Source organism: Micromonospora sp. NPDC049060 (genome assembly GCF_040649055.1).
Lineage (GTDB): Bacteria > Actinomycetota > Actinomycetes > Mycobacteriales > Micromonosporaceae > Micromonospora > Micromonospora reichwaldensis.
In genome coordinates this window covers 1-25,478 of sequence record NZ_JBEZEV010000063.1, presented here as the reverse complement: position 1 = coordinate 25,478, position 25,478 = coordinate 1, and the positions used below count along the sequence as shown (strand labels likewise).

Here is a 25,478-nt window from a genome sequence, read left to right as displayed (position 1 = left end):
TTTCTGGTGGGGTCATTGGAGTGCACGCGTACCAGCCGTTCTGCAGCACCGGTCCTCGGAAGGACGCATCTTGGCAGCTTCCCGCCCTGCGAAGACCAGTCGTACGTCGAGCGCATTCGCTCCCCGCCGAGTTTCATTCGGCAGGATCACCGAACACCTCGAGGTCCCCAACCTCCTCGCCATCCAGAACGAGTCCTTCGACTGGCTCGTCGGCAACGAGGCTTGGCAGGGCCGGTCGGCGGACGACCCGCACGCACGCTCGGGTCTCGCGGAGATCCTCGACGAGATCAGTCCCATTGAGGACTTCTCCGGCACCATGTCGCTCTCCTTCTCGGCTCCGCGCTTCGACGAGGTCAAGGCCTCGATCGAGGAGTGCAAGGAGAAGGACCTGACCTACTGCGCCCCGCTCTTCGTGACCGCGGAGTTCACCAACAACACCACCGGCGAGATCAAGAGCCAGACGGTGTTCATGGGTGACTTCCCGATGATGACGCCGAAGGGCACCTTCATCATCAACGGCACCGAGCGCGTCGTGGTCAGCCAGCTCGTCCGGTCCCCGGGCGTCTACTTCGACAAGCAGCCGGACAAGACCTCCGACCGCGACCTCACCAGCGTCAAGGTCATTCCCAGCCGGGGCGCCTGGCTGGAGTTCGACATCGACAAGCGCGACACGGTCGGCGTCCGCATCGACCGCAAGCGCCGGCAGGCCGTCACCGTCCTGCTCAAGGCCGTCGGTTGGTCGGCCGAGCGCATCCGCGAGCGGTTCGGCTGGTCCGAGCTGATGATGACCACGCTCGAGAAGGACCACATCGCCGGCGCGGACGAGGCGTTGCTCGACATCTACCGGAAGCTCCGCCCTGGCGAGCCGCCGACCCGCGAGAACGCCCAGACCCTGCTCGACAACCTCTTCTTCAACCCGAAGCGGTACGACGTCGCCAAGGTCGGTCGTTACAAGTTCAACAAGAAGCTCGAGCTGGAGGTGCCGATCACGACCGGCACCCTGACCGAGGACGACATCGTCGCCACCGTGGAGTACCTCTGCCGGCTGCACGCCGGTGAGGACGGCTACGAGGCCGACGACATCGACCACTTCGGCAACCGGCGCCTGCGTACCGTGGGTGAGCTGATCCAGAACCAGGTCCGGGTCGGTCTGTCCCGGATGGAGCGCGTCGTCCGCGAGCGGATGACCACCCAGGACGTCGAGGCGATCACGCCGCAGACCCTGATCAACATCCGTCCCGTGGTGGCGGCGATCAAGGAGTTCTTCGGCACGTCGCAGCTGTCCCAGTTCATGGACCAGACCAACCCGCTGGCGGGCCTGACCCACCGGCGCCGGCTGAGCGCGCTCGGCCCGGGTGGTCTGTCCCGGGAGCGGGCCGGCTTCGAGGTCCGCGACGTGCACCCGTCCCACTACGGCCGGATGTGCCCGATCGAGACGCCGGAAGGCCCGAACATCGGTCTGATCGGCGCGCTGTCCACCTTCGCCCGGGTCAACCCGTTCGGCTTCATCGAGACGCCGTACCGGAAGGTCGTCGACGGTCGGGTCACCGACCAGATCGACTACCTGACCGCGGACGAGGAGGACCGGTTCGTCAAGGCGCAGGCCAACGCGCCGCTGAAGGCCGACGGCACGTTCGCCGAGGACCGGGTCCTGTGCCGCCGTAAGGGCGGCGAGACCGAGGACGTGGTGCCGAGCGCCGTCGACTACATGGACGTGTCGCCGCGGCAGATGACCTCGGTCGCGACCGCGATGATCCCGTTCCTCGAGCACGACGACGCCAACCGGGCGCTGATGGGCGCGAACATGCAGCGCCAGGCGGTGCCGCTGGTCAAGGCCGAGTCCCCGCTCGTCGGCACCGGCATGGAATACCGTGCCGCGGTCGACGCCGGTGACGTGGTCGTCGCCGAGGTCGGCGGCGTCATCGAGGACCTCTGCGCCGACTACATCACCATCCACCAGGACGACGGCCACCGCCGCACGTACCTGCTGCACAAGTTCCGCCGCTCCAACGCCGGCTCCTGCGTGAACCAGAAGCCGGTCGTCTTCGAGGGCGACCGCGTCGAGGCCGGCCAGGTCATCGCCGACGGTCCGTGCACCGACGAGGGCGAGATGGCGCTCGGGCGCAACCTGCTCGTGGCGTTCATGTGCTGGGAGGGCCACAACTACGAGGACGCGATCATCCTGTCGCAGCGCCTCGTGCAGCAGGACGTGCTCACCTCGATCCACATCGAGGAGCACGAGGTCGACGCCCGGGACACCAAGCTGGGCCCGGAGGAGATCACCCGCGACATCCCGAACGTCAGCGAGGAGATGCTCGCCGACCTCGACGAGCGCGGCATCATCCGGATCGGCGCCGAGGTCGTCCCCGGCGACATCCTGGTCGGCAAGGTCACGCCCAAGGGCGAGACCGAGCTGACCCCGGAGGAGCGGCTGCTCCGCGCGATCTTCGGTGAGAAGGCGCGCGAGGTCCGTGACACCTCGCTGAAGGTGCCGCACGGCGAGACCGGCACGGTCATCGGCGTGCGTACCTTCTCCCGCGAGGACGGCGACGAGCTGCCGCCGGGCGTCAACGAGCTGGTCCGGGTCTACGTCGCCCAGAAGCGGAAGATCCAGGACGGCGACAAGCTCGCCGGCCGGCACGGCAACAAGGGCGTCATCTCCAAGATCCTGCCGATCGAGGACATGCCGTTCCTGGAGGACGGCACGCCCGTCGACATCGTGCTCAACCCGCTGGGTGTGCCGTCCCGGATGAACATCGGCCAGGTGCTGGAGACGCACCTCGGCTGGGTGGCGAAGACGGGCTGGAGCGTCGACGGCGACGACGCCGAGTGGAAGCGCCAGCTGCGCTCCATCGAGGCGCACGAGTCGGAGCCGGACACCAACGTGGCCACGCCGGTCTTCGACGGTGCCCGCGAGGAGGAGATCTCCGGCCTGCTGGCGTCGACCCTGCCCAACCGGGACGGCAAGCAGCTGATCGGTTCCACCGGCAAGGCGCAGCTGTTCGACGGTCGCTCCGGCGAGCCGCTGCCGGACCCGATCGCGGTCGGCTACATCTACATCCTGAAGCTCAACCACCTGGTCGACGACAAGATCCACGCCCGGTCGACCGGTCCGTACTCGATGATCACGCAGCAGCCGCTGGGTGGTAAGGCGCAGTTCGGTGGCCAGCGCTTCGGCGAGATGGAGTGCTGGGCGATGCAGGCGTACGGCGCCGCGTACGCCCTGCAGGAGCTGTTGACGATCAAGTCCGACGACGTCCTCGGCCGGGTCAAGGTCTACGAGGCCATCGTCAAGGGCGAGAACATCCCGGAGCCGGGCATCCCCGAGTCGTTCAAGGTGCTGCTCAAGGAGCTGCAGTCGCTGTGCCTCAACGTCGAGGTGCTGTCCAGCGACGGCGTGGCCCTGGAGATGCGCGAGACCGACGACGAGGTGTTCCGCGCCGCGGAGGAGCTGGGCATCGACCTGTCCCGGCGCGAGCCGAGCTCGGTCGAAGAGGTCTGAGGTGAGCGGTCGGGGGCCGGCTCGCCGGCTCCCGACCCCACCCACTAGCTAGCAGTACAGACGACGACATAGGGGACATAGTGCTCGACGTCAACTTCTTCGACGAGCTGCGCATCGGCCTCGCCACCGCTGACGACATCCGTCAGTGGTCGCACGGTGAGGTCAAGAAGCCTGAGACGATCAACTACCGCACCCTGAAGCCGGAAAAGGACGGGCTCTTCTGCGAGAAGATCTTCGGTCCGCAGCGGGACTGGGAGTGCTACTGCGGTAAGTACAAGCGGGTCCGGTTCAAGGGCATCATCTGCGAGCGCTGCGGTGTCGAGGTGACGCGGTCGAAGGTCCGCCGCGAGCGGATGGGGCACATCGAGCTCGCCGCGCCGGTGACCCACATCTGGTACTTCAAGGGCGTGCCGAGCCGGCTGGGCTACCTGCTGGACCTCGCCCCCAAGGACCTCGAAAAGATCATCTACTTCGCCTCGTACGTCGTGACGAGCGTGGACGCCGAGTCGCGTCACCGTGACCTCTCGACGATCGAGAACGAGATCCTGGCCGAGAAGCGGCAGGCCGAGAACAGCCGCGACTCGGAGATCGAGAAGCGGGCCACCAAGCTCGAGGCCGACCTGGCCGAGCTGGAGGCCGAGGGTGCCAAGGCGGACGTCCGGCGCAAGGTCAAGGAGGGCGGAGAGCGCGAGATGCGCCAGATCCGCGACCGGGCCCAGCGCGAGATCGACCGCCTGGACGAGGTGCTGGACACCTTCCGCAAGCTGGAGCCGAAGCAGCTCGTCACCGACGAACTGCTCTACCGCGAGCTGCGGGACCGGTTCGGCGAGTACTTCACCGGTGGCATGGGCGCCGAGGCCATCAAGGCGCTGGTCCAGAACATGGACCTCGACGCCGAGGCCGAGAACCTGCGCGAGACCATCCGCTCCGGCAAGGGACAGCGGAAGATCCGGGCGCTCAAGCGGCTCAAGGTCGTCGCGGCGTTCCTGAACACCCGCAACTCGCCGCTCGGCATGGTGCTCGACTGCGTGCCGGTCATTCCGCCGGACCTGCGCCCGATGGTGCAGCTCGACGGTGGCCGCTTCGCGACCTCCGACCTGAACGACCTGTACCGCCGCGTGATCAACCGGAACAACCGCCTCAAGCGGCTGATCGACCTCGGCGCGCCCGAGATCATCGTCAACAACGAGAAGCGGATGCTCCAGGAGGCCGTCGACGCGCTGTTCGACAACGGCCGCCGCGGCCGGCCGGTCACCGGGCCGGGCAACCGCCCGCTGAAGTCGCTCTCCGACATGCTCAAGGGCAAGCAGGGCCGGTTCCGGCAGAACCTGCTTGGCAAGCGCGTCGACTACTCCGGCCGTTCGGTAATCGTCGTCGGCCCGAAGCTGAAGCTGCACCAGTGCGGCCTGCCCAAGCAGATGGCGCTGGAGCTGTTCAAGCCGTTCGTGATGAAGCGGCTGGTCGACCTCAACCACGCGCAGAACATCAAGTCCGCCAAGCGGATGGTCGAGCGGCAGCGCCCGGTCGTGTGGGACGTGCTCGAAGAGGTCATCGGCGAGCACCCGGTCCTGCTGAACCGGGCGCCGACCCTGCACCGCCTGGGCATCCAGGCCTTCGAGCCGCAGCTCGTCGAGGGCAAGGCCATCCAGATCCACCCGCTGGTCTGCACCGCGTTCAACGCCGACTTCGACGGTGACCAGATGGCGGTGCACGTGCCGCTGTCCGCCGAGGCCCAGGCCGAGGCGCGGATCCTGATGCTGTCGTCGAACAACATCCTCAAGCCGGCCGACGGCAAGCCCGTCACCATGCCCACCCAGGACATGGTCATCGGCCTCTACCACCTCACCCACCTCACGGCGGGCGAGAAGGGCGAGGGCCGGGCGTTCAGCTCGGACGCCGAGGCGCGGATGGCGTACGACAACGGCGAGCTGCACCTGCAGGCCCCGGTGAAGATCCGCCTGCGGGGCGTGATCGGGGTCGACAACGGCGCCGGCGCCGAGGCGTGGACCGCCCCGGAGGGCTGGGTCGAGGGCGAGCCGCTGACCGTGGAGACGACCCTCGGTCGGGTGCTGTTCAACGAGACGCTGCCGCAGGGCTACCGCTTCGTGAACTACGAGATCCGCAAGGGTCAGCTCTCCGCGATCGTCAACGACCTCGCCGAGCGCTTCCCCAAGGTGGCGCTGGCCGCCACCCTGGACGGGCTCAAGGAGGCCGGCTTCCACTGGGCCACCTGGTCCGGCGTGACGATCGGCATGGAGGACGTCATCGCCCCGCCGCGCAAGCGGGAGATCCTGGAGCGGTACGAGAAGGAAGCCGACCAGATCGACAAGCAGTACCAGCGCGGTCTGATGACCCCGGAGGAGCGTCGCGGCGAGCTCATCCAGATCTGGACCAAGGCGACCAACGAGGTCGCCAAGGAGATGGACACCGCCCTGCCGCAGGAGAACCCGCTGTGGAAGATGATCAACTCGGGTGCCCGCGGTAACCTCCTCCAGCTCCGGCAGATCGCGGCGATCCGTGGTCTGGTGGCCAACCCGAAGGGCGAGATCATCCCGCGGCCGATCAAGGCCAGCTACCGGGAGGGTCTGTCCGTGCTGGAGTACTTCATCTCCACGCACGGTGCCCGTAAGGGTCTCGCGGACACCGCCCTGCGTACCGCCGACTCGGGTTACCTGACCCGTCGTCTGGTGGACGTCTCGCAGGACGTCATCATCCGCGAGGAGGACTGCGGCACCGACCGCGCCATCCCGATGCAGATCGGCGAGCGGATCGACGGCAAGCTGGTCGTGCACGAGCACGCCGAGACCAGCGTGCACGCGCGGACGCTGGCCGACGACATCAAGGGGCCGGACGGCGTCGTCGTCGCCGAGCGGGGTCAGGACATCAACTCGATCCTGGTCGACAAGATCGTCGCCGCCGGGACGGAGACGGTCCGGGTGCGCAGCGTGCTCACCTGCGAGTCGAAGCTGGGCGTCTGCGGTGCGTGCTACGGCCGCTCGCTGCCGACCGGCAAGACCGTGGACGTCGGCGAGGCGGTCGGCATCATCGCCGCCCAGTCGATCGGTGAGCCGGGTACGCAGCTGACGATGCGTACCTTCCACACCGGTGGCGTCGCGGGTGAGGACATCACCCAGGGTCTGCCCCGTGTCCAGGAGATCTTCGAGGCCCGGGTCCCGAAGGGTAAGGCGCCCATCGCCGACACCCCGGGTCGGATCCGGATCGAGGACGGCGAGCGCTCGCGGAAGATCATCGTGGTGCCGGACGACGGCAGCGACGAGATCGTCTACGACAAGATCTCCAAGCGGGTCCGGCTGCGGACCCACGACGGCGGTCACGTCGCGGTCGGCGAGAAGCTGACCGAGGGCACCATCGACCCGCACGAGCTTCTGCGGATCATGGGTCCGCGGGCGGTCCAGGTCCACCTGACCAGTGAGGTCCAGGAGGTCTACCGCTCGCAGGGTGTGCTCATCCACGACAAGCACATCGAGATCATCATCCGCCAGATGCTCAAGCGGGTGACGGTCATCGACTCCGGCTCGACCGAGTTCCTGCCGGGCGTGCTGGTCGACCGGGCGCTGTTCGAGTCGGAGAACCGCCGACTCGTCTCCGAGGGCGGCGAGCCCGCCGCCGGCCGTCCGGTGCTGATGGGTATCACCAAGGCCTCGCTGGCCACCGACTCCTGGCTCTCGGCGGCCTCCTTCCAGGAGACCACCCGGGTGCTGACCGACGCGGCGATCAACTCGCGCAGCGACTCGCTCGTCGGCCTCAAGGAGAACGTGATCATCGGTAAGCTCATCCCGGCCGGTACGGGCATCAGCAAGTACCGCAACGTCCGGGTCGAGCCGACCGAGGAGGCGAAGGCCAAGGTCTACTCGATGACCGGCTACCCGGAGACCGACTACGGCTTCGGGCCGGCCAGCGGCCAGGCGGTTCCGCTGGACGACTTCGACTTCGGGTCGTACCGCTAAGCAGCACGATCGACGAGGCCCCCGGCAACGCGCCGGGGGCCTCGTCGCGTCCCGGGGCCGGGGTGGCCCGTGCGGGCGCCGCGGCGGAGCGGACCGGGGCATGATGGGGGGCATGACGACCGCACCCGGGCAGGCGCCCGTCGCCCAGCCGGGGCTGCCCCGCCACCCGCTCGACCCGGACCCGGCCCGGGCCACCAAGGCGCGGGCGGTCTTCGCGCTCGGCCTGATCGGCGCGCTGACCGGCCTGTTCATCGGCGGCGTGGTACCGGCCACGGTGGCGCTCCAGCTCGCCCGCCAGGCGCGCCGGGAGGCGTACGCCTCGGGGGGTTTCCTGACCGGCTCCGCCTGGCTGCGGCGCGGGGAGCGGCTGGCCTGGACGGGCCTGGTGCTCGTCGCCGTCAGCGTGGTGGCCGCGGTGGTGCTCGGGGTGGTCCGGCTCGCCGACACGCCCTACGGGCAGGACTTCGCACCGAACATGGACTGACCGCCCGCCCGAGGGGAACGGGTCTCGCGCCGGGCGCGGGCCGTCGGGCCGGCGGCGGTAGCCTGGCCCGGTGTCCGTCGCGCGGCGGTGGACGCCGAGACGTCGACAGGAGGACCCGTGACGGAACCGGCGCGCTACCCGGGCGGTGATCCCGTGGCGCACCCCGCCGCGAATCCCGACGCCCCGCCCGGCGGGACGCAGTGGGCGCGACCCGACGCGGGCGCGCCGTCCGTCGCGCCGGGGTACCCGCCGCCGGTGGCGCCCTGGAACGCTGCGCCCGGGGGAGGGGACCCGGGCCCGTCGTCGGCGTCGCCCTGGCACGCCCCGTCCGGGGGAGGGGACCTGGGCCCGTCGCCGGTGGCGCCCTGGGGCACCTCGCCCGGGGCAGAGGGCCCGGGCCCGTCGTCGGTGTCCCCGTGGGGCGCCTCGCCCGCGGCAGCGGGCCCGTCGCCGGCGCCGGGCTGGGGTCCGGGCCCGGTCGCCCCGCCCCCGCCGCCGCGCGAGGCCGCCCGGCCGCCGAAGCGGGTCGACCCGGTCGCGGGCACGTCCTTCGGCGTGGTGCACCTCGACGTGCCGCCGGTCACCTCCGGCCTGGCCGTGGGTTCGCTGGTGGCCGGGATCGTCTCGACGCTTGTCGCGCTGCTCGTGATCTGTGTCGGCGCGGTCGGCGGCGTGGGTGGCGCCTGGGCGGCCGGCGCGTTCACGGTGCTGGGCGTCCTGGCCGGCGCGGGCGCCGTCGTGGCCGGCCTGCTGGGAATGCGGCAGATCCGGCGCCCGGCCGCCCCGCCGGCGGTCCGGTTCACCGGGCGGGGCCTGGCGGTGGCCGGCGTCAGCTGCGGCGGGGCGGGGCTGCTGCTCAGCCTGCTCGGCCTGGGACTGGCGTTGCTGCTGACGCTCGGGTGACGCCCGCGCCCGCCCGTGGGGCGTGACGGCGGGCGTGACGGGGTCGACGGGCCGGTCCGCGGGGAAGCCGGTACACTTGGGGCCGTAGGTGCCCACCACGGGCGGGTAGGCGCGACGGGTTCGATCGGCAGGCGGTGGACGCTCCGCAGGCCGCTCCGTTTTGACCTGTGCGGTTGTGGTAGGTACTCTTTCCCCTTGTGCCCGGGCAAGCCCGGGCAACTCGTGCGTGCGCTGGATCCGGTGAGCCGGAGATCGCGTGGGAGCACGACAAAGCCAAAGATCCGGCGCGCGGCCTGCCGTGCGCCGGTGCAAGACCCCGTCGACAACGCGCGAGCGTCGGCGCCGGGGCCGTGAGCTGGGCGACACGCCCGACCGCGGGTGCCGGGACCACCGCGAGGTGGCCCTGGTCGGAATGTAGGAGAGTCGACCATCTGGTCGGCTACGGCAGACGGTGCGGCCGCCACCAGGCGGTCGAAGGGAGCGGAGAAACCCGGTGCCCACGATCCAGCAGCTGGTCCGAAAGGGCCGCCAGGCTAAGACGAGTAAGACCAAGACCCCGGCGCTGAAGGGTTCCCCTCAGCGGCGCGGCGTGTGCACCCGCGTGTACACCACCACCCCGAAGAAGCCGAACTCGGCGCTGCGCAAGGTCGCTCGTGTCAAGCTCAGCAGCCAGATCGAGGTGACCGCCTACATCCCGGGCGTCGGCCACAACCTGCAGGAGCACTCGATCGTGCTCGTCCGCGGCGGCCGGGTGAAGGACCTCCCCGGCGTGCGTTACAAGATCGTCCGCGGCTCGCTGGACACCCAGGGTGTCCGCAACCGCAAGCAGGCGCGCAGCCGTTACGGCGCGAAGAAGGAGAAGAGCTGACATGCCGCGTAAGGGACCCGCTCCGCGGAAGCCGCTGGTCGCTGACCCGGTGTACAACTCGCCGCTGGTCACCCAGTTGGTGAACAAGATCCTCCTGCGCGGTAAGCGTCAGCTCGCCGAGCGCATCGTCTACGCCGCCCTCGAGGGCTGCCGTGAGAAGTCCGGCACCGACCCGGTCGTCACCCTCAAGCGGGCGATGGACAACGTCAAGCCGACCCTCGAGGTGCGTAGCCGCCGCGTCGGTGGCGCCACCTACCAGGTCCCGGTCGAGGTCCGCCCCGCCCGGGCGACCACCCTGGGCCTGCGCTGGCTGGTCACCTACTCCCGCGCCCGTCGCGAGAAGACCATGATCGAGCGGCTGATGAACGAGCTGCTGGACGCGAGCAACGGCCTCGGTGCCGCCGTCAAGCGGCGCGAGGACACGCACAAGATGGCCGAGTCCAACAAGGCCTTCGCGCACTACCGCTGGTAACACCCTGGTTCCGGCGCCCCCACGGGCGCCGGAACCGCCACCAGTTGTGTCGAGACGACGATAAGTAGGGATTGAAGTGGCCGCCGCAGACGCGCTCGCCAACGTACGCAACATCGGCATCATGGCCCACATCGATGCCGGTAAGACCACCACCACCGAGCGGATCCTGTTCTACACCGGCATCACGTACAAGATCGGTGAGGTCCACGAGGGCGGTGCCGTCATGGACTGGATGGAGCAGGAGCAGGAGCGTGGTATCACCATCACCTCCGCTGCTACCAAGTGTGAGTGGAAGGGCCACACGATCCAGATCATCGACACGCCCGGTCACGTCGACTTCACGGTCGAGGTCGAGCGGTCGCTGCGGGTGCTGGACGGCGCGGTCGCGGTCTACGACGGTGTCGCCGGCGTGGAGCCGCAGACGGAGAACGTCTGGCGGCAGGCGGACAAGTACAACGTCCCCCGGATGTGCTTCGTCAACAAGCTCGACCGGACCGGTGCCGACTTCTTCCGCTGCGTGCAGATGATGATCGACCGGCTCAACGCCACCCCGCTGGTCCTCCAGATCCCGATCGGCGCCGAGTCCGACTTCATCGGCGTGGTCGACCTGGTCGAGATGCGGGCCCTCACCTGGCGCGGCGAGACGCAGAAGGGTGAGGACTACGCGATCGAGGAGATCCCGGCCGACCTCGCCGACTCCGCCGCGGAGTGGCGCGAGAAGCTGGTGGAGACCCTGGCCGACGTCGACGACGCGGTGATGGAGAAGTACCTGGAGGGCGAGGAGATCTCCGTCGAGGAGATGAAGGACGCCATCCGTCGGGCCACCATCGCCGGCAAGGCCAACCCGGTCCTCACCGGCACCGCCTTCAAGAACAAGGGCATCCAGCCGATGCTGGACGCGGTCATCGCGTACCTGCCGTCGCCGCTGGACATCCCGGCGATCGAGGGTACGGCCACCGACGGCGAGACCCCGCTGCAGCGCAAGCCGTCGAAGTCGGAGCCCTTCTCGGGCCTCGCCTTCAAGATCCAGACGGACAAGCACCTCGGCAAGCTCACCTACGTGCGGATCTACTCCGGCACGCTCGAGTCCGGCTCCCAGGTGGTCAACTCCACCAAGGACCGCAAGGAGCGGATCGGCAAGATCTACCAGATGCACGCCAACAAGCGGGAAGAGCGCAGCTCGGCCCAGGCTGGCGACATCATCGCGGTGCAGGGTCTCAAGCAGACCACCACCGGTGACACCCTGTGCGACCCGGCGAACCCGGTCATCCTGGAGTCGATGACCTTCCCGGAGCCGGTCATCGAGGTCGCCATCGAGCCGAAGACCAAGGCCGACCAGGAGAAGCTCAGCACCGCCATCCAGCGGCTGGCCGAGGAGGACCCGACCTTCCGCGTCAAGCTGGACGACCAGACCGGTCAGACGGTCATCTCCGGCATGGGCGAGCTGCACCTGGACATCCTGGTCGACCGGATGCGCCGCGAGTTCAACGTCGAGGCCAACATCGGTAAGCCGCAGGTGGCGTACCGCGAGACCATCCGCCGCAAGGTGGACAAGGTCGAGTACACCCACAAGAAGCAGACCGGTGGTTCCGGCCAGTACGCCCGGGTGATCATCAGCCTGGAGCCGCTGCCGCTCGGCAACGACGCCCCGACCTACGAGTTCGCCAACGCCGTCACCGGTGGCCGCATCCCCCGGGAGTTCATCCCGTCGGTGGACGCGGGCGCGCAGGACGCCATGCAGTACGGCATCCTCGCCGGCTTCCCGCTGGTGGGTGTCAAGCTCACCCTGCTGGACGGCCAGTACCACGAGGTCGACTCGTCGGAAATGGCATTCAAGATCGCCGGCTCGATGGTGATGAAGGAGGCGGCCCGCAAGGCCGACCCCGCGCTCCTCGAGCCGATGATGGCCGTTGAGGTCACCACTCCTGAGGAGAACATGGGTGACGTCATCGGCGACCTCAACTCCCGCCGCGGCATCATCCAGGCGATGGAGGAGCGCAGCGGCGCCCGCGTCGTCAAGGCTCTGGTGCCGTTGTCGGAGATGTTCGGCTACGTCGGCGACCTGCGGTCGAAGACCCAGGGCCGGGCTAGCTACAGCATGCAGTTCGACTCCTACGCCGAGGTTCCGTCCTCGGTCGCGAAGGAGATCATCGCCAAGGCGACGGGTGAGTGACCCTCACCTGACGTGATCGATGATCCGAGGCGGTCGCGGGAGGGTGCTCCCGCCCGCGACCACCTCGGTCGGAACGCGTGAGACCGGGCCTGTAGGCTTCATCGCCGCAGAACCCACCAAAGCTCTCCGGCCGTCAGGCCGGAAAGGCTGTCGACAGAGTCCTAAGCGCCGACCGGCGCGCCGGGCGTACGAACCAAGAAGTCCACAGGAGGACCCAGTGGCGAAGGCGAAGTTCGAGCGGACTAAGCCGCACGTCAACATCGGCACCATTGGTCACATCGACCACGGTAAGACGACGCTGACGGCGGCCATCACCAAGGTCCTGCACGACCAGTACCCGGACCTGAACCCGTACACGCCGTTCGACGAGATCGACAAGGCGCCGGAGGAGAAGGCCCGCGGCATCACGATCTCCATCGCGCACGTCGAGTACCAGACCGAGGCGCGGCACTACGCGCACGTCGACTGCCCCGGTCACGCCGACTACATCAAGAACATGATCACCGGTGCCGCCCAGATGGACGGCGCGATCCTGGTGGTCGCGGCGACCGACGGCCCGATGCCGCAGACCCGCGAGCACGTGCTGCTGGCCCGCCAGGTCGGCGTGCCGTACATCGTCGTGGCGCTCAACAAGAGCGACATGGTCGACGACGAGGAGCTCCTGGAGCTCGTCGAGCTCGAGGTCCGTGAGCTGCTGTCGAACCAGGAGTACCCGGGCGACGACCTGCCGGTCGTGCGTGTCTCCGCGCTGAAGGCCCTCGAGGGTGACCCCGAGTGGACCGGCAAGCTGCTGGACCTGATGACCGCGGTCGACACCGCGATCCCGCAGCCGGAGCGCGAGACCGAGAAGCCGTTCCTCATGCCCATCGAGGACGTCTTCACGATCACCGGTCGTGGCACGGTCGTCACCGGCCGCGCCGAGCGTGGCGTGCTCAAGCCGAACGAGGAGGTGGAGATCGTCGGCATCCGCGAGAAGTCGATGAAGACCACCTGCACCGGCATCGAGATGTTCCGCAAGCTGCTCGACGAGGCCCGCGCGGGCGAGAACGTCGGTCTGCTGCTGCGTGGCATCAAGCGCGAGGACGTCGAGCGCGGCATGGTCGTCATCAAGCCGGGCACCACGACCCCGCACACGGAGTTCGAGGCGACGGTCTACATCCTCTCCAAGGAGGAGGGTGGCCGCCACACCCCGTTCTTCCAGAACTACCGTCCGCAGTTCTACTTCCGGACCACGGACGTCACCGGTGTCGTCACCCTCCCCGAGGGCACCGAGATGGTCATGCCGGGTGACAACACCACCATGACGGTGAAGCTGATCCAGCCCATCGCCATGGAGGAGAACCTCAAGTTCGCGATCCGCGAGGGTGGCCGCACCGTCGGCGCCGGGTTCGTCACCAAGATCATCAAGTGAGCTAGGTAACCCCGATTAGACCCGCCGCCGGTCGTGCGGCATACTAGTCAGGTTGCGTAACGACAGTTCGCTGCCTGTGTTCGGCTTTCGCTGAACCTCCGGGTGGCAGAGCAGTCGAGCGTAGGGTGGTTGGCGGCCCGTCCGCCAACCACCCTCGCACGGCGTTCAGGTCGCGGTAGTGCGATCGACGCCTTGACCCACCGCGCGGTCAGAGTCGCTCCGGAGTCCCGGGGCGGAGCCTGGCCCGAGGGCGCGACACGCCCGACCGCGGGGGTCGGCGAAGTGGGCCTGTGCCAGCCGGTACAGGCGCCCGCAACACAGCGGCATCGAGAGAAGGAACAGAAGCCACCATGGCGGGACAGAAGATCCGCATCCGGCTCAAGGCCTATGACCACGAGGTCGTCGACTCCTCGGCTCGGAAGATCGTCGAGACGGTGACGCGTACCGGGGCGCAGGTCGCGGGCCCGGTGCCGCTGCCCACGGAGATCAACCGTTTCTGCGTTATCCGCTCGCCGCACAAGTACAAGGACTCGCGCGAGCACTTCGAGATGCGCACGCACAAGCGGCTGATCGACATCATCGACCCGACCCCGAAGACGGTCGACTCGCTCATGCGCCTCGACCTGCCGGCTGGCGTCGACATCGAGATCAAGCTGTAGGGACCGGACAAATGGACAGGCAAGTCAAGGGGATCCTGGGCGCCAAGCTCGGCATGACCCAGGTCTGGGACAACAACCGTGTTGTCCCGGTGACCGTGGTCGAGGCCGGCCCGTGCGTCATCAGCCAGGTTCGTAGCGCCGAGAAGGACGGTTACTCCGCGGTCCAGCTCGCGTACGGCACGATCGACCCGCGCAAGGTCAAGAAGCCGATCAGCGGGCACTACGCGAAGGCCGACGTCGCGCCGCGCCGCCACATCGTCGAGCTGCGCACCGCCGACGCCGCCGACTACTCGCTCGGCCAGGAGATCACGGTCGAGGAGTTCCCGGCCGGCGTCTCCATCGACGTGACCGGCAAGACCAAGGGCAAGGGCTACGCCGGCCCGATGAAGCGGCACGGCTTCCACGGTCTGCGCGCCAGCCACGGTGTCGAGCGCAAGCACCGCTCGCCCGGCTCCATCGGCGCCTGCGCCACCCCGGGTCGTGTCTTCAAGGGCACCCGGATGGCCGGCCGCATGGGTGGCGTGCGCTACACCGTGCAGAACCTGACCGTCCAGGCGGTCGACACCGAGAACAACCTCCTGCTCGTCCGTGGCGCCATTCCCGGCCCCAAGGGCGCGCTGGTCCTGGTCCGTACCGCGGCCAAGACCAAGGCGAAGAAGGGCGGTGCGGCCAAGTGACCACCGTTGACGTCCTCACCGTCGAAGGCTCCAAGAGCGGCTCCGTCGAGCTGCCCGCCGACATCTTCGACGTCCAGGCCAACGTCGCGCTGATGCACCAGGTCGTGGTGGCCCAGCTCGCGGCGGCCCGGCAGGGCACGCACAAGGTCAAGACCCGCGGCGAGGTCGCCGGCGGCGGCAAGAAGCCGTACAAGCAGAAGGGCACCGGTCGCGCCCGGCAGGGCTCGATCCGCGCGCCGCAGTTCGCCGGCGGTGGCGTCGTGCACGGCCCCGTGCCGCGCGACTACAGCCAGCGGACCCCGAAGAAGATGAAGGCCGCCGCCCTGCGTGGCGCCCTCTCCGACCGGGCCCGCGCCGGGCAGGTGCACGTCGTCGAGGCGTTCGTCTCGAGCGAGAAGCCGTCGACCAAGGCCGCTCTGGCCACGCTGGCGAAGCTGACCGAGGCCCGTCGGGTCCTGGTCGTGCTGAGCAGCACCGACGAGCTGAACTGGGTGTCGCTGCGCAACGAGCCGCGGGTGCACCTGATCGAGGCCGGCCAGCTCAACACGTACGACGTGCTGGTGGCCGACGACGTGGTCTTCACCAAGGACGCCCTGGACGAGTTCCTGGGTGTTCCCGCCGAGACCACCGAGGAGGGTGGCAAGTGAGCACGATCGCCGACCCGCGCGACATCATCGTGGCGCCGGTCGTCTCGGAGAAGAGCTACAGCGAGCTGAACCGCAACTGGTACACCTTCCTGGTGCACCCGGACGCGAACAAGACCGAGATCAAGATCGCGATCCAGCAGATCTTCGACGTCCGCGTCCTGACGGTCAACACGCTCAACCGCCAGGGCAAGCGCAAGCGGACCAAGACCGGTTTCGGGCAGCGTAAGGCCACCAAGCGGGCGATCGTGAAGCTGGCTGACGGTGACCGTATCGAGGCCTTCGGCGGCCCGGTCAGCTGAGGGGTGTAGACAATGGCTATCCGTAAGTACAAGCCGACGACGCCGGGCCGGCGTGGCTCCAGCGTCGCCGACTTCGCTGAGATCACCCGGTCGACGCCCGAGAAGTCGCTGCTGGCTCCGCTGCCGAAGAAGGGCGGGCGTAACGCCCACGGCCGGATCACCGCGCGGCACCACGGTGGCGGTCACAAGCGCCAGTACCGTCTGATCGACTTCAAGCGGGTCGACAAGGACGGCGTGCCGGCGAAGGTCGCCCACATCGAGTACGACCCGAACCGCACCGCGCGCATCGCGCTGCTGCACTACGCCGACGGCGAGAAGCGCTACATCCTCGCGCCGAAGGACATGAAGCAGGGCGACCGCGTCGAGTCGGGTCCGGGCGCCGACATCAAGCCGGGCAACAACCTGCCGCTGCGCAACATCCCGGTCGGTACCACGATCCACAACGTGGAGCTGCGTCCCGGCGGCGGCGCCAAGCTGGCCCGCTCGGCCGGCGTCGGCATCCAGCTGCTCGGCCGTGAGGGTGTCTACGCGACCCTGCGCATGCCGTCCGGCGAGATCCGGCGGGTCGACGTCCGCTGCCGCGCCAGCATCGGCGAGATCGGCAACGCCGACCAGTCGAACATCAACTGGGGCAAGGCCGGCCGTATGCGGTGGAAGGGCAAGCGCCCGACTGTCCGTGGTGTCGCCATGAACCCGGTCGACCACCCGCACGGTGGTGGTGAGGGTAAGACCTCCGGTGGTCGCCACCCGGTCAACCCGCAGGGTAAGCCCGAGGGCCGCACCCGTCGTAAGGGCCAGCCGAGTGACCGGCTGATCGTCCGCCGCCGCTACGCCACGCGTAAGCGCGGCTGAGGGAGATAAGACATGCCTCGCAGCCTGAAGAAGGGCCCGTTCATCGACGACCACCTGCTCAAGAAGGTGGAGACGCAGAACGACAAGGGCTCGAAGAACGTCATCAAGACCTGGTCGCGGCGCTCGACGATCATCCCCGAGATGCTGGGCCACACGATCGCCGTGCACGACGGACGCAAGCACGTCCCGGTGTTCGTGACTGAGGCGATGGTCGGGCACAAGCTCGGCGAGTTCGCGCTGACCCGCACGTTCAAGGGTCACGAGAAGGACGACCGGAAGAGCCGTCGGCGCTGACGCCGCGGGCATACGGATAGAGGAACAAGGGGTTACAGCGATGCCAGGAAAGGGCGACGCTCCGGTGCTTCCGGGCGCGCGGGCGGTTGCGCGGCACGTGCGCATCTCGCCGATGAAGGCGCGCCGGGTGGTCAACCTCGTCCGCGGCCTGCCCGCGAAGGAGGCGCTCACGGTGCTGCAGTTCGCGCCGCAGGCTGCGAGCGAGCAGGTGTACAAGGTGCTCGCGAGCGCCATCGCCAACGCGGAGAACAACGAGCGGCTGGACCCCGACGCGCTGCTCGTCAGCGAGGCGTTCGTGGACGAGGGCCCGACCATGAAGCGGTTCCAGCCGCGGGCGCAGGGCCGGGCGTACCGGATCCGCAAGCGCACCTGCCACATCACCGTCGCGGTGGAGGCGGTGGCGCCGGCCGCGCCGAAGAAGGCGGCCGCGAAGAAGGCGGCCCCCGCGAAGCAGGCGGAGCCGGCCGAGACGCAGAGCAAGACGGAGGGCGCCGAGTAATGGGTCAGAAGGTTCACCCGCACGGGTTCCGGCTCGGCATCTCGACCGACTGGAAGTCCCGCTGGTTCGCGGACAAGCTCTACAAGGACTACATCGGCGAGGACGTCAAGATCCGCCGCATGATGTCCAAGGGCCTCGAGCGCGCCGGCATCTCCAAGGTCGACATCGAGCGCACCCGGGACCGGGTCCGCGTCGACATCCACACCGCCCGGCCGGGCATCGTCATCGGCCGTAAGGGTGCGGAGGCCGACCGGATCCGCGGCGAGCTCGAGAAGCTGACCGGCAAGCAGGTCCAGCTGAACATCATCGAGGTGAAGAACCCCGAGTCGGACGCGCAGCTCGTCGCACAGGGTGTGGCCGAGCAGCTCTCCAGCCGGGTCAGCTTCCGTCGGGCGATGCGCAAGGCCATGCAGTCCGCGATGAAGAACCCGGTCTGCAAGGGCATCCGGGTCCAGGTCTCGGGTCGTCTCGGCGGCGCTGAGATGAGCCGGACCGAGTTCTACCGCGAGGGCCGGGTTCCGCTGCACACGCTGCGGGCCAACATCGAGTACGGCTTCTTCGAGGCCCGTACGAGCTTCGGCCGGATCGGCGTGAAGGTCTGGATCTACAAGGGCGACGCGGTGCCGGGTCGGGAGACTCCGGCCGAGGCGCCGTCGCGTCCGCGCCGTGACCGTGGCGACCGCCCCGAGCGGCCGCGCCGTGGCCGGTCCGGCTCGTCCGGCACGACCGCCGGCGGTACCGAGGCCGGCCGGGCCGCCGCCGCGACGACCATCGCGCAGCAGGCCGAGACGCCGAGTGGGGACGCGGTGGATCCCGCCGCCGTCGCCGCCGCGGCAGAAACGCAGCAGGAGGGCTGACAGATGCTGATGCCGCGCAAGCCCCCGAAGGGCTTCCGCAAGCCGCACCACCCGGACCGCAGTGGCGCGTCCAAGGGTGGTAACCGGGTGGTGTTCGGCGAGTTCGGGATCCAGGCTCTCGAGCCGGCGTACGTGACGAACCGCCAGATCGAGTCGGCGCGTATCGCGATGACCCGCCACATCAAGCGTGGTGGCAAGGTCTGGATCACGATCTTCCCGGACCAGGCTCTCACCAAGAAGCCGGCCGAGACCCGGATGGGTTCCGGTAAGGGCTCGCCCGAGTGGTGGGTCGCCAACGTCAAGCCGGGGCGGGTTCTCTTCGAGATGTCCTTCCCCAACGAGCAGATCGCGCGAGAGGCGATGCGTCGCGCGATCCACAAGCTCCCGATGAAGTGCCGCATTGTTACGCGCGAAGTGGGTGAATCCTGATGGCAGCGGGCGTTAAGGCCTCCGAGCTGCGTGAGCTCTCCGAGGAGGAGCTGGTCACGAAGCTGCGCGAGGCCAAGGCGGAGCTGTTCAACCTCCGCGTGCAGGCCGCGACCGGCCAGCTGGACAACAACCGGCGGTTGCAGGTCATCCGTCGGGAGATCGCCCGGATCTACACGATCATGCGTGAGCGCGAGCTGGGTCTCTCGGCCGCGCCGACTGAGGTGACTGCATCATGAGCGAGAACACCACCACCGCCGCCGCGCGGGCCCGCCGCAAGGTGCGTGAGGGCCTCGTGGTCAGCGACAAGATGGAAAAGACCGTCGTCGTCGAGGTCGAGGACCGGGTCAAGCACGCGCTGTACGGCAAGATCATGCGTCGTACCAGCAAGTTGAAGGTGCACGACGAGCAGAACACCGCCGGCATCGGCGACCGGGTCCTGATCATGGAGACCCGGCCGCTGTCCGCCACGAAGCGGTGGCGGCTCGTGGAGATCCTGGAAAAGGCCAAGTAGCGAAGGCTCGAGCTCGCCCGGCGTCAGTCGGGCGCGGGTTCCGCCAGGCTCCGGCCGCCGTGCGCGGCCGGAGAACCGGCAGACATAGGAGATAGACGTGATTCAGCAGGAGTCGCGACTGCGCGTCGCCGACAACACGGGTGCCCGGGAGATCCTGTGCATCCGGGTTCTCGGTGGCTCCGGTCGGCGCTACGCGAGTATCGGCGACGTCATCGTGGCCACCGTCAAGGACGCGATCCCGGGTGCCGGTGTGAAGAAGGGCGACGTCGTCAAGGCCGTCGTCGTTCGCACCGCCAAGGAGAGGCGGCGGCCGGACGGTTCGTACATCCGCTTCGACGAGAACGCCGCCGTCATCATCAAGGACGGCGGGGACCCGCGCGGTACCCGCATCTTCGGCCCGGTGGGCCGGGAGCTGCGGGACAAGCGGTTCATGAAGATCATCTCTCTCGCGCCGGAGGTGTTGTGACCGTGAAGGTCAAGAAGGGCGACACGGTCGTCGTCATCGCCGGCAAGGACAAGGGTGCCAAGGGTAAGGTCATCGCGGCCTACCCGCGGCAGGACAAGGTCCTGGTCGAGGGCGTGAACCGGGTCAAGAAGCACACCCGCATCAGCACCACCCAGCGTGGCGCCAAGACCGGTGGCATCGTCACCCAGGAGGCCCCGATCCACGTCTCGAACGTGCAGGTCCTGGACTCCGACGGCAAGCCGACCCGCGTCGGTTACCGGATCGACGACAACGGCCAGAAGGTCCGCATCGCGCGTAGCACCGGTAAGGACCTGTGATGACCACGGCTACCGAAACCAAGACCATGCCGCGCCTCAAGGAGCGGTACCGCAACGAGATCGTGGCGCAGCTGCAGGAGCAGCACCAGTTCGGCAACCCGATGCAGGTGCCGCGGCTCGTCAAGATCGTCGTCAACATGGGTGTCGGCGAGGCCGCCCGGGACGCCAAGCTGATCGACGGCGCCGTCCGGGACCTGGCCACCATCACCGGCCAGAAGCCGCAGGTGCGGCGGGCGACCAAGTCCATCGCGCAGTTCAAGCTCCGCGAGGGCATGCCGATCGGCGCGAAGGTGACCCTCCGCGGCGACCGGATGTGGGAGTTCCTGGACCGGCTGCTCTCGATCGCGCTGCCGCGTATCCGTGACTTCCGCGGTCTGGACGGGCGCAAGCTCGACGGGCACGGCAACTACACGTTCGGTCTGACCGAGCAGTCGGTGTTCCACGAGATCGACCAGGACAAGATCGATCGGCAGCGGGGCATGGACATCACGGTGGTCACGACCGCCACGACCGACGACGAGGGCCGGGCGCTGCTCAAGCTCCTGGGCTTCCCGTTCAAGGAGAACTGAGATGGCCAAGAAGGCGCTGATCATCAAGGCGGCCGCGAAGCCGAAGTTCTCGGTTCGCGCGTACACCCGCTGCCAGCGGTGCGGGCGTCCCAAGGCGGTCTACCGCAAGTTCGGTCTCTGCCGGGTCTGCATCCGGGAGATGGCCCACCGCGGTGAGCTGCCGGGCGTGTCCAAGGCTTCCTGGTAAGGGCGACCGCGTCCCGGCCTTCGGGCCGGGACCCCTTGCACCGATCACGTATTGCTCTTCGCCGTAGGCCCGGCGTGCATCGCCTCGGGAACCCCGGCGAGAAAGGCTGACGAAATCCATGACGATGACCGACCCGATCGCAGACATGCTCACGCGTCTGCGTAACGCCAACCAGGCGTACCACGACCAGGTGACGATGCCCTACTCGAAGATCAAGGCGAACATCGCCGAGGTCCTCAAGGCCGAGGGCTACATCGCCACCTGGTCGGTCGAGGAGCCCGAGGAGGGCGCCGTCGGCAAGCGACTGGTCGTCGAGCTGAAGTACGGCCAGAACCGGGAGCGGAGCCTGGCCGGCATCAAGCGAGTGTCCAAGCCCGGTCTGCGGGTTTACGCCAAGTCGGACGGGCTCCCGCGGGTGCTCGGCGGGCTGGGCGTGGCGATCATTTCGACGTCCCAGGGGCTGCTCACCGACCGGCAGGCCCGCAAGCGGAGCGTTGGCGGGGAAGTCCTCGCCTTCGTCTGGTAACGGGAGACAGGTAGAAATGTCGCGTATTGGACGTAAGTCGATCCCGGTGCCGACCGGCGTCGACATCACGATCGACGGGCAGACCGTCAAGGTCAAGGGCCCGAAGGGCGAGCTCTCGCACACCCTGGCCGAGCCGATCACGATCGACCGGGCCGAGGACGGGCAGCTGAACGTCAACCGCCCGAACGACGAGCGCAAGGCCAAGGAACTGCACGGCCTCAGCCGTACCCTGGTCGCCAACATGATCGTCGGCGTCACCGAGGGCTACCGCAAGAGCCTGGAGATCGCCGGCACCGGTTACCGCGTGACCGCCAAGGGCAAGGACCTGGAGTTCGCGCTCGGGTTCTCGCACCCGGTGCACGTGCCGGCGCCGGACGGCATCACCTTCACGGTGGAGAGGCCGACGCTGTTCCACGTGGCCGGCATCGACAAGCAGCTCGTCGGTGAGGTTGCCGCCAACATCCGGAAGATCCGCCCGCCGGAGCCCTACAAGGGCAAGGGCGTGAAGTACCAGGGCGAGGTCATCCGCCGCAAGGCTGGAAAGGCAGGTAAGAAGTGAGCGCCACGCTGCTCAAGCGCCGCCGCGGCGTCGCCGCCAAGCGTGCCGTCGGGCGTGCGCGCCGGCACTTCCGGGTCCGCAAGAACGTCAGCGGCACCGCCGAGCGTCCCCGCCTCGTGGTCACCCGCTCCCTGCGGCACATCGTCGCCCAGATCGTGGACGACACCAAGGGTCACACCCTGGCGTCGGCCTCGACCCTGGACGCCTCGCTGCGCGGCACGGAGGGCGACAAGAGCGCCCTGGCCGGCAAGGTCGGCGCCCTGCTCGCCGAGCGCGCCAAGGCCGCCGGCGTCTCCAAGGTCGTCTTCGACCGCGGTGGCAACCGGTACGCGGGGCGGGTCGCCGCGCTTGCCGACGCCGCCCGCGAAGCCGGGCTCGAGTTCTAGAAACCCCGTCACGAGAGAGAAGGAAGGCTGCTGATGCCAGGTCAACAGCGCCGTGGCGGCGGGTCCGGTGGCAACGAGGGTGGTCGCCGCGACAACCGCCGTGAGGGCGGCCGCGGAAACGCGCCCGTCGAGAAGACCCCGCACCTCGAGCGGGTCGTCGCGATCAACCGCGTCGCCAAGGTCGTGAAGGGCGGTCGTCGCTTCAGCTTCACCGCCCTGGTGATCGTGGGCGACGGCGACGGCACCGTCGGTGTGGGCTACGGAAAGGCCAAGGAGGTGCCCGCGGCGATCGCCAAGGGCGTCGAGGAGGCCAAGAAGCACTTCTTCAAGGTGCCGCGGATCGCCGCGTCGATCCCGCACCCGGTGACGGGTGAGGCCGCGGCCGGTGTGGTGCTGCTCAAGCCGGCGTCCGCCGGTACGGGTGTCATCGCCGGTGGCCCGGTGCGTGCCGTGCTGGAGTGCGCGGGTATCCACGACGTGCTCTCCAAGAGCCTCGGTTCGTCGAACCCGATCAACATCGTGCACGCCACCGTGGCGGCGCTGAAGGGGCTCGAGTCCCCCGAGGCCGTCGCCGCCCGTCGTGGCCTGCCGGTCGAGGACGTCGCGCCGGCCGCCATGCTGGCGTCGCGGGCGGGGGTGGCTTCCTGATGGCTCGCCTGAAGGTCACCCAGGTCCGGTCCGGGATCGGGACCAAGCAGAACCAGCGTGACTCGCTGCGTTCGCTCGGTCTCAAGCGGATCAACGACGTGGTGGTCAAGGAGGACCGTCCGGAGATCCGCGGCATGATCTTCACGGTCAACCACCTCGTGAAGGTCGAGGAGGTCGAGTAATGACGATCAAGGTCCACCACCTGCGCCCGGCGCCCGGTGCCAAGACCGCGAAGACCCGTGTGGGTCGCGGTGAGGGCTCCAAGGGCAAGACCGCCGGTCGCGGTACCAAGGGTTCCAAGGCCCGTAAGAACATCTCGGCGGCGTTCGAGGGTGGGCAGATGCCCATCCACATGCGCCTGCCGAAGATGAAGGGCTTCAAGAACAAGTTCAAGGTGGTCTTCCAGGTGGTCAACCTGGACCGGCTCGCCGAGCTGTTCCCGAACGGCGGCCAGGTCGGCCCGCTCGAGCTGGTCGAGGCCGGCGCGGTCCGCAAGGGCCACCCGGTCAAGGTCCTCGGCACCGGGGACCTGGGCGGGGTCGCTCTCCAGGTGTCGGCGCACGCGTTCAGCGCGTCGGCCAAGGAGAAGATCACCGCCGCCGGTGGCTCCGTCACCGAGCTGTAAGGGCTGCACGATCCACGGCGCCCGCTCAGTTGTCGCAACTGGGCGGGCGTCATGGTCTGCCTGGCATGTGTGCGCCGGGTAACATCGGATTCGGTTTATGTAGCCGGGCAGATCTGCCCGGACGGGGATCGGGCTGTTAGAGTCCCTTCCCAGCCATGGATATCGGGCACTCGCCCGGCACCCAACCCGCCCCGCCAGGGATCACCGGCGGCCCGCCTCGCGCAGGAGGAAGAAGTTGCTGTCCGCCTTTCTCAGTGCGTTCCGTACGCCTGACCTGCGCAAGAAGCTGCTGTTCACAGTAGGCATCATTGCGGTCTACCGGCTCGGGGCGACGCTGCCCAGCCCGGGTGTCTCGTACGGCAACGTCCAGAAGTGCATCGACGCCATGGAGAACGGCTCCACGGGCGTGATGAACCTGCTCAACCTCTTCTCCGGTGGCGCGCTGCTGCAGCTCTCGGTCTTCGCGCTGGGCATCATGCCCTACATCACAGCGTCGATCATCCTGCAGCTGCTGACGGTGGTGATCCCCCGGCTGGAGCAGCTCCGCAAGGAGGGCCAGTCCGGCCAGGCGAAGATCACCCAGTACACCCGCTACCTGACCCTGGGCCTGGGTGTCCTCCAGGCGTCGGCGTTCGTGGCGCTGGCCCGCTCCGGGCAGCTCTTCAACAACCAGTGCGACCAGTTCCCGATCATCCCCGAGGGGACCGGGATCCCGGACTGGCTGACCCTCAGCCTCCTGGTCATGACGATGACCGCCGGCACCGGCGTGGTGATGTGGCTCGGTGAGCTGATCACCGACCGGGGCGTCGGCAACGGCATGTCCGTCCTGATCTTCACCTCGATCGCCGCCCGGCTCCCCAGCGAGGGCTGGCAGATCAAGCAGACCGGTGGCTGGGGCAAGTTCCTCCTCGTCATCGCGCTGGTCCTGGTGGTCATCACCGCGGTCACCTTCATCGAGCAGGCGCAGCGCCGGATCCCGGTGCAGTACGCCAAGCGCATGATCGGCCGGCGGATGTACGGCGGCACCTCGACCTACATCCCGCTGAAGGTCAACCAGGCGGGTGTCATCCCGGTCATCTTCGGCTCCTCGCTGCTCTACCTGCCCCAGCTGGCGCTGCAGTTCTTCGACCAGAACAACCCGGGCAAGACGCAGGCGTGGATCCAGAACAACCTGGTGGACCCGACCAGCCCGATCTACATCGCGGTCTACTTCCTGCTGATCATCTTCTTCACGTACTTCTACGTCTCGATCACGTTCAACCCGACCGAGGTCGCGGACAACATGAAGAAGTACGGCGGCTTCGTGCCGGGCATCCGCCCGGGCAAGCCGACCGCCGACTACCTCGACTTCATCCTCAGTCGGATCACGCTGCCGGGCGCCCTCTACCTGGGCATCATCTCGATCCTGCCGAACTTCTTCTTCATCTGGCTGGACAAGCAGCAGTACCTGAACTTCCCGTTCGGCGGCACCGCTGTGCTGATCATGGTCGGCGTCGGTCTGGAGACCACGAAGCAGATCGAGAGCCAACTCATGCAGCGGAACTACGAAGGGTTCCTGCGGTAGATGAGACTCGTTCTGGTTGGCCCGCCGGGTGCGGGCAAGGGCACGCAGGCCGAGTTCATCGCCGCGCACCTCTCGGTCCCGAAGATCTCGACCGGCGACATCTTCCGGTCGAACGTCTCGCAGGGC

The 25,478-nt window shown here is 68.3% G+C and carries 31 protein-coding genes; all 31 read left to right on the top strand.

The features are described 5' to 3' along the window. Positions 1-70: 70 nt before the first annotated feature. On the top strand, positions 71-3,502 hold the full coding sequence (locus AB0B83_RS21145; RefSeq protein ID WP_132230898.1) for a DNA-directed RNA polymerase subunit beta: 3,432 nt from the start codon (positions 71-73) through the stop codon (positions 3,500-3,502). Between the two features lie 80 nt (positions 3,503-3,582). After that, the gene (locus tag AB0B83_RS21140) at positions 3,583-7,470 is read left to right on the top strand and encodes a DNA-directed RNA polymerase subunit beta' (protein ID WP_357579609.1); all 3,888 of its coding nucleotides are present in this window, start codon (positions 3,583-3,585) and stop codon (positions 7,468-7,470) included. A 112-nt stretch (positions 7,471-7,582) separates the two neighbouring features. Then, the gene (locus AB0B83_RS21135) at positions 7,583-7,954 is read left to right on the top strand and encodes a hypothetical protein (protein WP_132230900.1); all 372 of its coding nucleotides are present in this window, start codon (positions 7,583-7,585) and stop codon (positions 7,952-7,954) included. 555 nt (positions 7,955-8,509) lie between these two features. Further along, the gene (locus AB0B83_RS21130; RefSeq protein ID WP_327029603.1) at positions 8,510-8,857 is read left to right on the top strand and encodes a hypothetical protein; all 348 of its coding nucleotides are present in this window, start codon (positions 8,510-8,512) and stop codon (positions 8,855-8,857) included. Between the two features lie 493 nt (positions 8,858-9,350). Further along, a complete protein-coding gene (gene rpsL / locus AB0B83_RS21125) occupies positions 9,351-9,725 on the top strand; it encodes a 30S ribosomal protein S12 (protein ID WP_014440718.1) in 375 nt (124 codons plus the stop codon). Position 9,726: 1 nt separating this feature from the next. Then, positions 9,727-10,197: a 30S ribosomal protein S7 gene (gene rpsG, locus AB0B83_RS21120; protein ID WP_077938296.1), complete on the top strand. Its 471-nt coding sequence runs from the start codon at positions 9,727-9,729 to the stop codon at positions 10,195-10,197. Between the two features lie 76 nt (positions 10,198-10,273). Continuing rightward, on the top strand, positions 10,274-12,370 hold the full coding sequence (fusA, locus tag AB0B83_RS21115; protein ID WP_151453325.1) for an elongation factor G: 2,097 nt from the start codon (positions 10,274-10,276) through the stop codon (positions 12,368-12,370). A gap of 217 nt (positions 12,371-12,587) precedes the next feature. Continuing rightward, positions 12,588-13,781, top strand: coding sequence for an elongation factor Tu (tuf, locus tag AB0B83_RS21110; protein WP_151453326.1), 1,194 nt, complete (start codon positions 12,588-12,590; stop codon positions 13,779-13,781). Between the two features lie 350 nt (positions 13,782-14,131). After that, positions 14,132-14,440, top strand: a complete 309-nt coding sequence (gene rpsJ / locus AB0B83_RS21105) for a 30S ribosomal protein S10 (protein ID WP_007073037.1) — start codon at positions 14,132-14,134, stop codon at positions 14,438-14,440. Between the two features lie 11 nt (positions 14,441-14,451). Next, positions 14,452-15,117 (top strand): 50S ribosomal protein L3, encoded by a 666-nt coding sequence (rplC, locus tag AB0B83_RS21100; RefSeq protein WP_121399890.1) that lies wholly within the window; start codon positions 14,452-14,454, stop codon positions 15,115-15,117. Then, positions 15,114-15,764: a 50S ribosomal protein L4 gene (rplD, locus tag AB0B83_RS21095; protein WP_088998351.1), complete on the top strand. Its 651-nt coding sequence runs from the start codon at positions 15,114-15,116 to the stop codon at positions 15,762-15,764. Before rplC ends, rplD begins: the two co-directional genes overlap by 4 nt. Then, positions 15,761-16,063: a 50S ribosomal protein L23 gene (gene rplW / locus AB0B83_RS21090; protein ID WP_088998352.1), complete on the top strand. Its 303-nt coding sequence runs from the start codon at positions 15,761-15,763 to the stop codon at positions 16,061-16,063. The genes rplD and rplW overlap by 4 nt, the downstream gene beginning before the upstream one ends. Before the next feature lie 12 nt (positions 16,064-16,075). Then, positions 16,076-16,915, top strand: coding sequence for a 50S ribosomal protein L2 (rplB, locus tag AB0B83_RS21085; protein WP_091627702.1), 840 nt, complete (start codon positions 16,076-16,078; stop codon positions 16,913-16,915). 12 nt (positions 16,916-16,927) lie between these two features. Beyond that, positions 16,928-17,209, top strand: a complete 282-nt coding sequence (rpsS, locus tag AB0B83_RS21080; RefSeq protein ID WP_088647003.1) for a 30S ribosomal protein S19 — start codon at positions 16,928-16,930, stop codon at positions 17,207-17,209. Between the two features lie 40 nt (positions 17,210-17,249). Further along, positions 17,250-17,708 carry a 50S ribosomal protein L22 gene (gene rplV / locus AB0B83_RS21075; RefSeq protein WP_132230903.1) on the top strand — a complete coding sequence of 153 codons (459 nt, stop codon included), beginning with the start codon at positions 17,250-17,252 and terminating at the stop codon, positions 17,706-17,708. Continuing rightward, positions 17,708-18,565, top strand: coding sequence for a 30S ribosomal protein S3 (gene rpsC, locus AB0B83_RS21070; RefSeq protein ID WP_088998355.1), 858 nt, complete (start codon positions 17,708-17,710; stop codon positions 18,563-18,565). Before rplV ends, rpsC begins: the two co-directional genes overlap by 1 nt. A 3-nt stretch (positions 18,566-18,568) precedes the next feature. Then, positions 18,569-18,994, top strand: coding sequence for a 50S ribosomal protein L16 (gene rplP / locus AB0B83_RS21065; protein WP_007465292.1), 426 nt, complete (start codon positions 18,569-18,571; stop codon positions 18,992-18,994). Beyond that, positions 18,994-19,230, top strand: coding sequence for a 50S ribosomal protein L29 (rpmC, locus tag AB0B83_RS21060; protein WP_007073028.1), 237 nt, complete (start codon positions 18,994-18,996; stop codon positions 19,228-19,230). The genes rplP and rpmC overlap by 1 nt, the downstream gene beginning before the upstream one ends. Then, entirely contained in the window at positions 19,227-19,505 is a 279-nt protein-coding gene (gene rpsQ / locus AB0B83_RS21055) for a 30S ribosomal protein S17 (RefSeq protein WP_132230904.1), read from the top strand. Before rpmC ends, rpsQ begins: the two co-directional genes overlap by 4 nt. Positions 19,506-19,602: 97 nt before the next feature. After that, positions 19,603-19,971, top strand: a complete 369-nt coding sequence (gene rplN / locus AB0B83_RS21050; protein WP_007465279.1) for a 50S ribosomal protein L14 — start codon at positions 19,603-19,605, stop codon at positions 19,969-19,971. After that, positions 19,968-20,288 (top strand): 50S ribosomal protein L24, encoded by a 321-nt coding sequence (gene rplX, locus AB0B83_RS21045; RefSeq protein WP_007465276.1) that lies wholly within the window; start codon positions 19,968-19,970, stop codon positions 20,286-20,288. Before rplN ends, rplX begins: the two co-directional genes overlap by 4 nt. Continuing rightward, positions 20,288-20,857 (top strand): 50S ribosomal protein L5, encoded by a 570-nt coding sequence (rplE, locus tag AB0B83_RS21040; protein ID WP_132230905.1) that lies wholly within the window; start codon positions 20,288-20,290, stop codon positions 20,855-20,857. Before rplX ends, rplE begins: the two co-directional genes overlap by 1 nt. 1 nt (position 20,858) lies before the next feature. Beyond that, entirely contained in the window at positions 20,859-21,044 is a 186-nt protein-coding gene (locus AB0B83_RS21035; RefSeq protein ID WP_007465272.1) for a type Z 30S ribosomal protein S14, read from the top strand. Between the two features lie 118 nt (positions 21,045-21,162). Beyond that, positions 21,163-21,570, top strand: coding sequence for a 30S ribosomal protein S8 (gene rpsH, locus AB0B83_RS21030; RefSeq protein WP_073828943.1), 408 nt, complete (start codon positions 21,163-21,165; stop codon positions 21,568-21,570). 16 nt (positions 21,571-21,586) lie between these two features. After that, positions 21,587-22,129 (top strand): 50S ribosomal protein L6, encoded by a 543-nt coding sequence (gene rplF, locus AB0B83_RS21025; protein ID WP_132230906.1) that lies wholly within the window; start codon positions 21,587-21,589, stop codon positions 22,127-22,129. 8 nt (positions 22,130-22,137) lie between these two features. Beyond that, entirely contained in the window at positions 22,138-22,515 is a 378-nt protein-coding gene (rplR, locus tag AB0B83_RS21020) for a 50S ribosomal protein L18 (protein ID WP_172896629.1), read from the top strand. Positions 22,516-22,548: 33 nt separating this feature from the next. After that, positions 22,549-23,163, top strand: a complete 615-nt coding sequence (gene rpsE / locus AB0B83_RS21015) for a 30S ribosomal protein S5 (protein WP_132230907.1) — start codon at positions 22,549-22,551, stop codon at positions 23,161-23,163. Then, on the top strand, positions 23,163-23,345 hold the full coding sequence (gene rpmD / locus AB0B83_RS21010; RefSeq protein ID WP_074314584.1) for a 50S ribosomal protein L30: 183 nt from the start codon (positions 23,163-23,165) through the stop codon (positions 23,343-23,345). The genes rpsE and rpmD overlap by 1 nt, the downstream gene beginning before the upstream one ends. Next, positions 23,345-23,788 carry a 50S ribosomal protein L15 gene (gene rplO / locus AB0B83_RS21005; protein WP_121399885.1) on the top strand — a complete coding sequence of 148 codons (444 nt, stop codon included), beginning with the start codon at positions 23,345-23,347 and terminating at the stop codon, positions 23,786-23,788. Before rpmD ends, rplO begins: the two co-directional genes overlap by 1 nt. 235 nt (positions 23,789-24,023) lie before the next feature. Next, complete coding sequence (gene secY, locus AB0B83_RS21000; protein WP_132230908.1) at positions 24,024-25,352, top strand: preprotein translocase subunit SecY; 1,329 nt, start codon at positions 24,024-24,026, stop codon at positions 25,350-25,352. Then, positions 25,353-25,478, top strand: a 126-nt coding sequence (locus tag AB0B83_RS20995) for a nucleoside monophosphate kinase (RefSeq protein WP_357579619.1), incomplete at its 3' end; no start/stop codon positions are given. It abuts the gene before it with no gap.

Coding starts and splice junctions, on each gene's coding strand:
- rplV (WP_132230903.1), top strand. CDS start 17,250: ATGCCAGGAAAGGGCGACGCTCCGGTGCTTCCGGGCGCGCGGGCGGTT.
- rpsG (WP_077938296.1), top strand. CDS start 9,727: ATGCCGCGTAAGGGACCCGCTCCGCGGAAGCCGCTGGTCGCTGACCCG.
- AB0B83_RS21035 (WP_007465272.1), top strand. CDS start 20,859: ATGGCCAAGAAGGCGCTGATCATCAAGGCGGCCGCGAAGCCGAAGTTC.
- rpsS (WP_088647003.1), top strand. CDS start 16,928: ATGCCTCGCAGCCTGAAGAAGGGCCCGTTCATCGACGACCACCTGCTC.
- rplB (WP_091627702.1), top strand. CDS start 16,076: ATGGCTATCCGTAAGTACAAGCCGACGACGCCGGGCCGGCGTGGCTCC.
- rplO (WP_121399885.1), top strand. CDS start 23,345: ATGACGATCAAGGTCCACCACCTGCGCCCGGCGCCCGGTGCCAAGACC.
- rpmC (WP_007073028.1), top strand. CDS start 18,994: ATGGCAGCGGGCGTTAAGGCCTCCGAGCTGCGTGAGCTCTCCGAGGAG.
- rplF (WP_132230906.1), top strand. CDS start 21,587: ATGTCGCGTATTGGACGTAAGTCGATCCCGGTGCCGACCGGCGTCGAC.
- rpmD (WP_074314584.1), top strand. CDS start 23,163: ATGGCTCGCCTGAAGGTCACCCAGGTCCGGTCCGGGATCGGGACCAAG.
- rpsC (WP_088998355.1), top strand. CDS start 17,708: ATGGGTCAGAAGGTTCACCCGCACGGGTTCCGGCTCGGCATCTCGACC.
- rplP (WP_007465292.1), top strand. CDS start 18,569: ATGCTGATGCCGCGCAAGCCCCCGAAGGGCTTCCGCAAGCCGCACCAC.
- rpsE (WP_132230907.1), top strand. CDS start 22,549: ATGCCAGGTCAACAGCGCCGTGGCGGCGGGTCCGGTGGCAACGAGGGT.
- rplE (WP_132230905.1), top strand. CDS start 20,288: ATGACCACGGCTACCGAAACCAAGACCATGCCGCGCCTCAAGGAGCGG.
- rpsJ (WP_007073037.1), top strand. CDS start 14,132: ATGGCGGGACAGAAGATCCGCATCCGGCTCAAGGCCTATGACCACGAG.
- rpsQ (WP_132230904.1), top strand. CDS start 19,227: ATGAGCGAGAACACCACCACCGCCGCCGCGCGGGCCCGCCGCAAGGTG.
- rplC (WP_121399890.1), top strand. CDS start 14,452: ATGGACAGGCAAGTCAAGGGGATCCTGGGCGCCAAGCTCGGCATGACC.
- AB0B83_RS21135 (WP_132230900.1), top strand. CDS start 7,583: ATGACGACCGCACCCGGGCAGGCGCCCGTCGCCCAGCCGGGGCTGCCC.
- rpsH (WP_073828943.1), top strand. CDS start 21,163: ATGACGATGACCGACCCGATCGCAGACATGCTCACGCGTCTGCGTAAC.